Genomic DNA, 8,110 nt, shown 5'->3' on the forward strand with positions numbered 1-8,110 from the left:
GAAGATCGATGGTAGTCGCGCACACCGACGAACCCGGCGTATCCGGCCGCCGAGGCGGTCACGACCACCGGAACGCGGCGTTGATAGCGTCGCTGCGTGCCCGCGCCGTCGACCGCCTTCACCCTGCCCATCGGGCGTGTGCACGCGATCGTCGACCTCGCGCGCCGACGCGGCTGGGACACCGGGGAACTGCTCGCCGAAGCCGGGATCGCGCCGCAACTGCTGGATCAGGGACGCGCCCGCGTCACCGTCGGACAGGCCGTGCACCTGGTGCAGCGACTGTGGCGCAGCACCGACGACGAACTACTCGGACTGGGCCGCCATCCGATGCCGCGCGGCACCTTCCGTCTGGTGTGCTTCGCCCTGCTCGGTTCCCGCGATATCGCCGCCGCACTGCACCGGTTCCGGATGTTCCAGAAGGCCCTGCCCGGATTTCCGCCGCTGCGAGTGAGCACCGACGCCGGGGAGGCGCGAATCTCGTTCGACCTCAGTGGTATTCGCCATCCGCACAGCCTGATCATCGACACCATGTTGATGGTCGTCTACCGCTTCCTGGACTGGTCGGTCGGCGGCTCGCTGCGACTGCTGCGCGTCGAAGTCCCCTATCCGCCCAACGATCTCGACGACTACGATCTGATCTTCGGTGCGCCGGTATGTTTTTCGGCACCGGATCCGGCCCTGGTCTTCGATGCCGCCGTCCTCACCGCGCCCCTCGTGCGCGACGAGGACGATCTGCTGCGCTTCCTGCGCAACGCACCCGAGGCCGTGATCGGCCGCGGTGACGATTCGGTGTCCACCGCGGCGCAGGTACGCCGGATCCTGGAACGCGGCGGACCACGACATTGGCCCGGCGTCGAGCAGATCGCCGCCGAACTGGCCGTCAGCCCCGCGACACTGCGCCGCAAATTGAGCGACGAACACACCTCACCCAGTCGCATCCGCGAGCAGATCCTGCGCGATGCCGCGATCGCGGCCCTGGTGCGCGGCGAGACGGTGACGGCGATCTCGCGCCGGCTCGGCTTCTCCGAACCCAGCGCCTTCTCCCGCGCGTTCCGGCGCTGGACCGGCAGTTCCCCCGGCTCCTATCGCGGCCCCGCCGCACCCTGAGCGATCCGGTCACAAGATCGAGCGCTGCGGTCATTGGCTGCCGCGCGGCACCCTCCTACCTTGGCGAACGAACACTGTATTCGACCAGAGGAGTTCCCCCGTGCCGGTGCATCGGTCCCCGTGGATGGACGAAGATCTCGACGCGCTCACCGATTTGGCGCGCCGATTCTTCGAGAAGGAATGCGCACCGAACGAGGATCGCTGGGGTCGCCAGCACCACGTCGACCGCGAAATCTGGAATCGCGCAGGCGAACTGGGCCTGCTGTGCATCTCCATCCCCGAGGAGTACGGCGGTGGCGGCGGTACCTTCGCCCACGAGGCCGTGATCGCGATCGAGCAGACCCGCGCCATGGCACCCAGCCTGGGCAACCCGGTGCATTCCACGATCGTCGCGCACTACATCAACGCCTACGGCACCGAGGAACAGAAGCAGGCATGGCTGCCGAAGATGGCCTCCGGCGAGATCGTCGCCGCGATCGCCATGACCGAACCGGGCACCGGCTCCGACCTGCAGGGCATCCGCACCCGGGCCGTCGCCGACGGTGACCACTACGTCATCGACGGCGCCAAGACCTTCATCTCCAACGGCCTGCTCGCCGATCTGGTGATCGTCGCCGCCAAGACCTCCGAAGGCAAAGGCGCGGAATCGGTTTCGCTGATCGCCGTGGAGACCGACCGCGACGGCTTCCGGCGCGGCCGCAACCTCGAGAAGGTCGGCCAGCACGGCCAGGACACCTGCGAACTGTTCTTCGACGGCGTGCGTGTCCCGAAAACCAACCTCCTCGGCGCCACCGAAGGCGCCGGCTTCATCCAGCTCATGCAGCAACTCCCCCAGGAACGCCTCATCCTGGCCGTCGCCGCCGCGGCGGCGGTCGAGAAGACCGTCGAGATGACCGTCGCCTACACCAAGGAACGCCAGGCCTTCGGCAAACCCATCTTCAACTTCCAGAACACCCAGTTCACCCTCGCCGAATGCGACACCATCGCTTCGGTCGCCTGGGCCTTCCTCGACGACTGCGTCACCAAACACCTCCGCGCCGAGCTCGACATCCCCACCGCCGCCAAAGCCAAATGGTGGCTGACCGAACAACAGTGCCGCGTCGCCGACGAATGCCTGCAGCTGTTCGGCGGATACGGGTATATGGCGGAATATCCGATCTCGCGGGTGTTCACGGATGCTCGGATTCAGAAGATCTATGGGGGGACGAACGAGATCATGAAGCTGATTATCGGGCGTAGCTTGTAGATCGGGTGGTGAGAGGCGGTTTCGGGGTCAGGATGTGGCGGCGCTCCCGTCTTCCTCCCGTCCGTCGTCGAAGTCCGCCTCGGATTTCTCCCGTACCCCTGGGGGGTTACTTCCAGACTGATGGAAGATGTCGTCGATCGCGGAGACCGTATGAGAGTCATGGTCGGGCCACAGATGCGTGTACACCTGCAAGGTGACGTTCGCGCTCGCGTGGCCCAACCGTGCCTGCACGGTCTTCACCGAGGCACCCTTCGCGATCAGCGCGGAGGCATAGAAGTGCCGCAAGTCGTGCCACGTGAACCCCCGCGGCACGCCCGCCTTCACACCGATCTCGCGGAACCTCTGCCCCATCCCATCGGCAGACCATGGGCGACCCACCTTGGTATAGAACAGCAAGTCGCTTCTCCCACGATCGACGGTCGCGAGGAAGGCGCTGAGTTCGCGATGGGCTTCCGCCGGTAGCGGCACGGTCCGCTTGCTTCGCGGCGTCTTCAGCCGCGCCGTCGGAGCTTTCCCGCGAAAGTGGTTGGCCTGCTGCACCACAAAGATCTTCCTGCGAAGAAAATCGACATCGCACACCCGCAAACCGGCAACCTCGCTCGGACGAAGACCGGTCTGCGCCGTCAGCAGCATCATGCAGCCGGTCTGCCTGTTCGAGTGGCGGATCAAAGAACGGATCTGCTCAACGGTCAGCAACTCCGCAGGCGACTTCTCGGCCTCCGGACGACTCGGCCGTTCCACCTTCCGGCACGGATTCGCCACCAAGACACCGTCTTCCGTAGCGATATTCAACACCGTGAACAGGAACTGAAACTGCAGGGCGACCGAGTTCTCCCCCAACGCGCGCCCCTGACACCACGGCCGGCCCAATCGAAGGTGGTCCAGCCAGTCCCGGATATCCGAAGGACGGATCGCGCCGATCGCCATCGAAGCTAGTTCGCCGAGATTGTTGGCGAAGTTCTGCCGCTGGTAGCGAGTCGTCTCGGTTCGCGCCCGCCGAACCCACTTGTCCACCTCAACTTTCAGAAGAACCTTCGCCAGATCCGGGTCGACGTACGTGCCACGAGCCATACGCGTCTCCAGCTGATGCTTGTAATGCTCGGCCGTCCCTGGTTGGTCGTATCGGCCACGCTTTGCGAACGACTCTGAGCGCTCGCTGCCGTCAGGATCCACCCAACGGACCACGTAGCTGACAGTTCGCCCCCAAACACGTCTCTGAATGTGTGCCATATCCTTCCGTCCTTTCGCAATTACGGGCTACGAGTGTTGGACGCTTTTAACCAAGCCTGCCCGGCGATAGATTTCAAGATCATTGGTGTTGCAGAGAAATAGCTATGGTCGGCGGGCGGGGGTGTGCCGACCGCCTGGGGGATCAGGATCTGCCTTCGAGTTGCGCCTGCTCCCACGCGACGAGATCCACGAGTCTGTAGCGGCGATGTTTTCCCATCCGCACATAGCGCGGGCCCCGCCCCATCGACGCCCAGACCGCGAGGGTCTTTCGTGGGATCTTCAAGCGCGCAGCTACTTCGTCTGTCGTGAGCCAGACGTCATCTGTAATCATCCCGAGATCCCCACTAAGCCCGCAGTTCGCCGTGCCGACTCATGCCCCAGTCGCGCTGCGATACAAGTCTTTTGGCGTGACAACCGGTCGGGCGTACAGCCGAGATTCCCAGAGAATTCAGGGACCGGGATTGAAGGCGCGGGACGAACTTGCCCGCCGCAAGGACAAAAGGCGGTCACAACATGCCTCCGACATGTCAGGAGACCAGTCAATCCCTCGCGTTCGCCACCATACGCTCGACGCGCGTTCCGAGCAGCGATGAGACGCACTTGTTATTCGCATCGAGCACGTAGCCGGACGTCGGCCGAAGCACCTCACCGCGACAGACAACGGATGTTCGATGTTTCGATCAGCATTGGCCTCTCCGCTGCGGCCGGGGCAGTGAACCGCGACCGTCGCGCACCTGGCCACCCTGATTCCTGTCGGCGCACTACCTTGTGCGCCCTCGCGTACCTCCACAACCACTGATTTCACTTCTTGGTGCCGGATGCCATTGAAGGAGCGGATAAGAGGTGAGCCGGCGAGACCCGGTGCCGGTCTGGGGGCGGAACCGGGCTCCCCCAAGCAGCGTGCCACGAAAGCGTCTCTGCGCCACGCGCTTAACACTCTATCGATTTGCCGGCAAGCTCGCCGTACGCGGAACCAAAGCTGGCAAATTTGCCGAATATCAATCCTCGCCAATCACCCAGCAGAGGACGCTCGTCCGTTTCGCGCGCTCCACTTCATGCAGATGAGCAGACACCCTCCATCAGCGTCGTGTGCTGTGCGCGGGACTGTCGGTGCTCCGGCTCTGGCTCACTTCCGGTGGCGGCTCGTCTATGCGAGCAGGATCCGGTGTCGGAGTAGTTCGAAGCTGGCCCGTCCGTACATTTGTCGTTTGATTAGCTTGGTTTTCGTGTTGACGCCTTCTATCGGGCCGTTGCTGTAGGGCACGGTCAGGCCGGCGACCGCGGCGTCGTGGTCCTGGTGGAGGCCGCGCAGGAACGGGTCGAGTTCGGTCAGCCCGGCCTCGCGGACCTGCTTCATCCACCCGTTCAGGTCGCTGCCGCGGCGTTCGGCCAGGATCGACGCGAACTCGCCGACGAGCCGGGCCAGGTCTGTCATCTCGGGGCAGGCGGCGACCAGTTCGTCCAGATGAGCGCGGCGCCCGGCGGGAAGATCGGTGGGCCGGCTCATGATCCACGAAGTCAACCGCCGCGGCGAGGGAATGATCCGGTCGTTCTCGGCGCGGCCCTGGTTGAGGTATTTGTGCAGCAGGTTCAGGCTGCCGGTGTAGCCGAGGGCCTTGATCTCGTGGAACAGGTGCAGGACCGGAACCCCAGGCTGTTCGGTGCGGCGCTGCCGCAGGTGGTCGCGGTAGGGGTCGACCAGGCAGGCCCGGTAATACGGTGGGCGGCGCAGCTGGTCCGGCTCGGATGCGCGAGCGTAGCGTTTTACGGTGTTCAACGCCAGACCGAGGCGGCGGGCGCAGTCCAACAGGCCGACACCTTGATCGAGCAGATCGTGCACCGCATGCCACCGTTCGAGCGTGGTGGTCTCGCGGGTGAGGGTTTGCCGTTTCGGGCCGGCTGCGGCCCAGCATCGGCCGTGCGCGGCGACGACCTCTCTCACCGATCGGGCCAGGCCGTGCCACAGGTGCCAGCGGTCACTGACCTGCAACGCGCCGGGCCGTGCGCGCCGGATCGCTTCGGCGTAGGTGGCTGATCCATCGCGGACGACGACCTCTACACCGGGGTTGTCACGGAGCCACGCTTCGAGCGTGTCGGATTTGCGGTCGGCCAGGACATCGATCCGTTCGTGGGTGACCGCGTCGATAACCGCAGTGCCGTAACGGTTCCGGCGCCGCAGCGCGAAGTCGTCCACGCTGATGACCGGTGGAATCGGTCGGTGCGGGAGCGGAATCCGCAACAACACTCGCACCGCGGTATGGCGAGACATCCGAACCGGCAACGCGGCCAGCACACGGACCGCGGCCCGGCCGGCGAGTTCTCTCACGAGCGCCCGCACCTGACCGGTCAGCCGGGCAGTGCGGCGCTGGTAGCGTTCGAGCAGGCCAGGCACCTGTTCACGAAAGGTCCGGCAGCACAGCGGCGTCGGACAGAGCAGCCGCCGAACCCGCACCCGCAGGACCACCACACGACCGTCGATCGGCAGATCCGCAACTGTCCGGTGGTGGTAGCTATGGATCTTCGCTGACGCCGCGCCGCAACGTGAGCACACCGCCGGACCGGGCGCTGTCCTGGCCCGCACCACGATCCGCGAACCCTCATCGCCAACAGCGTCTATCACCAGCGCCGACAGGCCCGAGAATGCAAGCCCGACAGCAACATTCACCACACCCACCAAAGCATCGTGCCGTCAGACCGTCACATCACACCACCGGAAGTGAGCCAGAGCCGGTAATCCGACACTCCCCACGGCCCCCGCGCGTTGTTGAGTCGACCTCGCGGTGGCCGCTGACCCCGCCACCACATATGACGACAGCCAGTTGGCGAGAAGCGACTCCTTGCGACAGCCTTCGCCGAAACGACGGCGAACTACCAGGTCGCTGATGCTCGTGGACGCCCGAGGGCGCGGGAGTGTGGCGGATCAGTGTCCGACGTCGTCGGCCACCGTGGAGGTCGCGGTGTTGAGTACGGCGTCGAAGGCGTCGAGGACAGGGATATGGAGGTAAGCGCTCTGTAGTCGTGTGCGGTCGGGGCCGGGGCCGCCGGTGCTTTCGTGGCGTGCGCGGCGAAGATCGACGAGGGCGGGTCCGATACCGGCGTCGGTGAACGAGGCCTCGATGCTTCCTTGTTCGGGCTGCTGCAGTGGTGTTGGTTCGACGGTGAAGCCGAAGGGCGCGTTTTCGTCGGGACGCATATCCGCGGTATGTCCTTCGGTGCTGGTCAGGCCGAGTGCGAAGTAGTCGTCGCCCAGGGCGCGGTGCAGGTAGTGCCCCATAGGGAATCCGGTCAGGTGCCCGCCGAAGGAGACCGGCTCCTTCTGGATGTGGGCGTTGTGGGCGGCCAGGACGATGCGGGTCCCGGGTGCACAGCGTCGCAAATGCCACAGGACCGACTCGGCCATATAGCTGTCCCGGGCCGAAGTGTCGGCGGCGAGGCCGGTCCCGGCGAAGAGATCGGCCATCGCGCGGAAGCCGTAATCGGCGCTGCCGGCAGCCTCGAGGTGACGGCGGGCGATGTCATAGCGGCGCTGATCGCTGCGGGACACATACAGCGATTCGACGGCTCGGAAGCGGATGAGCAGGCGAGCCAGGATCGCGCTGAGCGCGTCCTGATCGGGGGCAGGGAGGCGGGTCCACGCCGGGGCGGCCGAGGCTGCGGAGGCGCCGGCGAAGGACGCGGCGATCCGTGTCGCAGTCTCGACTGCCGGCAGCGTCTGCGGGTCGACCTCGCGCAGGTAGTCGGCGACCGGGCCCAGCGCGGGGAGCAAGGACCCGCCGGCGGCCGGGATGTCGATGCCGGCGAAGCGCACGGGCGTGGCTGCCGTGGCATTGTGCCGGCGGATCCAGCGCAACGGCTCGTCGACTCCGACCGGGATCGTCCCGGCCAGGTGGGTCGCCAGCTCGTCATCGGTGCCCGCACCCTGTGCCCAGGCGTCGAGGGGGAACCCCTCGCTGAAGCCGTACTCGAATGCCAGGACGGTGAAATCGCAGCGTTCGACCAGGAAGCGCAGGATGCGCTGCCTCATCTGTTTGAACTCGGTGATGAAGTGAGAGTTCTCGCCGATCGCGACGACGCGGGCATCACCGATGACCTCGCGCAGTGGTTCGAGGTCGTCGACCGGGTCGTCGGGATCGAGATGCGTCAGTGGCACGGCGTGGTTGCGAAGCCAGCCGGATAGCGGGGCGCGATGAGGTGATACGGGCATGCAGTCACTCGATTCTGGGACAGCGCCGACTGGCGAAGGGTCAACGGTGTGGAACGCGGGCTGTGTGGTGGCTGTACCGCCTATGCGGGTGCCGCTTTCTCCAGGTCGTCGACGGTGCCGGACATGATCGTGCGGACGTGCTCGTCGATGTGCGCGATCGGCCAGTCCCACCAGCCGAGGGCCAGCAGACGGTCGATATCCGCCGCGCTGTAGCGGTGACGGATGAGCCGGGCCGGATTGCCGCCGACGATGCCGTAGTCCGGGACGTCGGAGGTCACCACGGAACCGGCGCCGACGATGGCGCCGTGGCCGATGCGCACGCC

7 protein-coding genes are annotated in these 8,110 nt (G+C 65.8%); 2 read left to right on the plus strand and 5 right to left on the minus strand.

Translation table 11 applies throughout. The features are described from left to right. Positions 1-96: 96 nt before the first annotated feature. Positions 97-1,107 carry an AraC family transcriptional regulator gene (locus NK1_RS29060; RefSeq protein WP_063013833.1) on the plus strand — a complete coding sequence of 337 codons (1,011 nt, stop codon included), beginning with the start codon at positions 97-99 and terminating at the stop codon, positions 1,105-1,107. A 124-nt stretch (positions 1,108-1,231) separates the two neighbouring features. Further along, positions 1,232-2,353, plus strand: a complete 1,122-nt coding sequence (locus NK1_RS29065) for an acyl-CoA dehydrogenase family protein (RefSeq protein WP_063013857.1) — start codon at positions 1,232-1,234, stop codon at positions 2,351-2,353. Between the two features lie 27 nt (positions 2,354-2,380). Here NK1_RS29065 and NK1_RS29070 read toward each other — a convergent pair whose 3' ends face one another. From NK1_RS29070 to NK1_RS35170, 5 genes are all read right to left on the minus strand, one after another. After that, positions 2,381-3,424, minus strand: a complete 1,044-nt coding sequence (locus NK1_RS29070; protein WP_167354313.1) for a tyrosine-type recombinase/integrase — start codon at positions 3,422-3,424, stop codon at positions 2,381-2,383. A 301-nt stretch (positions 3,425-3,725) separates the two neighbouring features. Next, the gene (locus tag NK1_RS34050; RefSeq protein ID WP_084461723.1) at positions 3,726-3,914 is read right to left on the minus strand and encodes a helix-turn-helix transcriptional regulator; all 189 of its coding nucleotides are present in this window, start codon (positions 3,912-3,914) and stop codon (positions 3,726-3,728) included. An 816-nt stretch (positions 3,915-4,730) separates the two neighbouring features. After that, positions 4,731-6,257, minus strand: coding sequence for an ISL3 family transposase (locus tag NK1_RS29075; protein ID WP_157104489.1), 1,527 nt, complete (start codon positions 6,255-6,257; stop codon positions 4,731-4,733). 246 nt (positions 6,258-6,503) lie between these two features. Then, a complete protein-coding gene (locus NK1_RS29080) occupies positions 6,504-7,787 on the minus strand; it encodes an erythromycin esterase family protein (protein ID WP_063013837.1) in 1,284 nt (427 codons plus the stop codon). A gap of 80 nt (positions 7,788-7,867) precedes the next feature. Then, positions 7,868-8,110: LbetaH domain-containing protein (locus NK1_RS35170; protein ID WP_501193608.1), on the minus strand; the 243-nt coding region annotated here is incomplete at its 5' end.

Source organism: Nocardia kruczakiae NBRC 101016 (genome assembly GCF_001612965.1).
Taxonomy (GTDB): Bacteria; Actinomycetota; Actinomycetes; order Mycobacteriales; family Mycobacteriaceae; genus Nocardia; species Nocardia kruczakiae.

What these genes read in the sequence shown, in the direction of transcription:
- NK1_RS29065 (WP_063013857.1), top strand. Translation starts at nt 1,232, where the DNA reads ATGGACGAAGATCTCGACGCGCTCACCGATTTGGCGCGCCGATTCTTC.
- NK1_RS34050 (WP_084461723.1), bottom strand. Translation starts at nt 3,914, where the DNA reads ATGATTACAGATGACGTCTGGCTCACGACAGACGAAGTAGCTGCGCGC.
- NK1_RS29070 (WP_167354313.1), bottom strand. Translation starts at nt 3,424, where the DNA reads ATGGCTCGTGGCACGTACGTCGACCCGGATCTGGCGAAGGTTCTTCTG.
- NK1_RS29080 (WP_063013837.1), bottom strand. Translation starts at nt 7,787, where the DNA reads ATGCCCGTATCACCTCATCGCGCCCCGCTATCCGGCTGGCTTCGCAAC.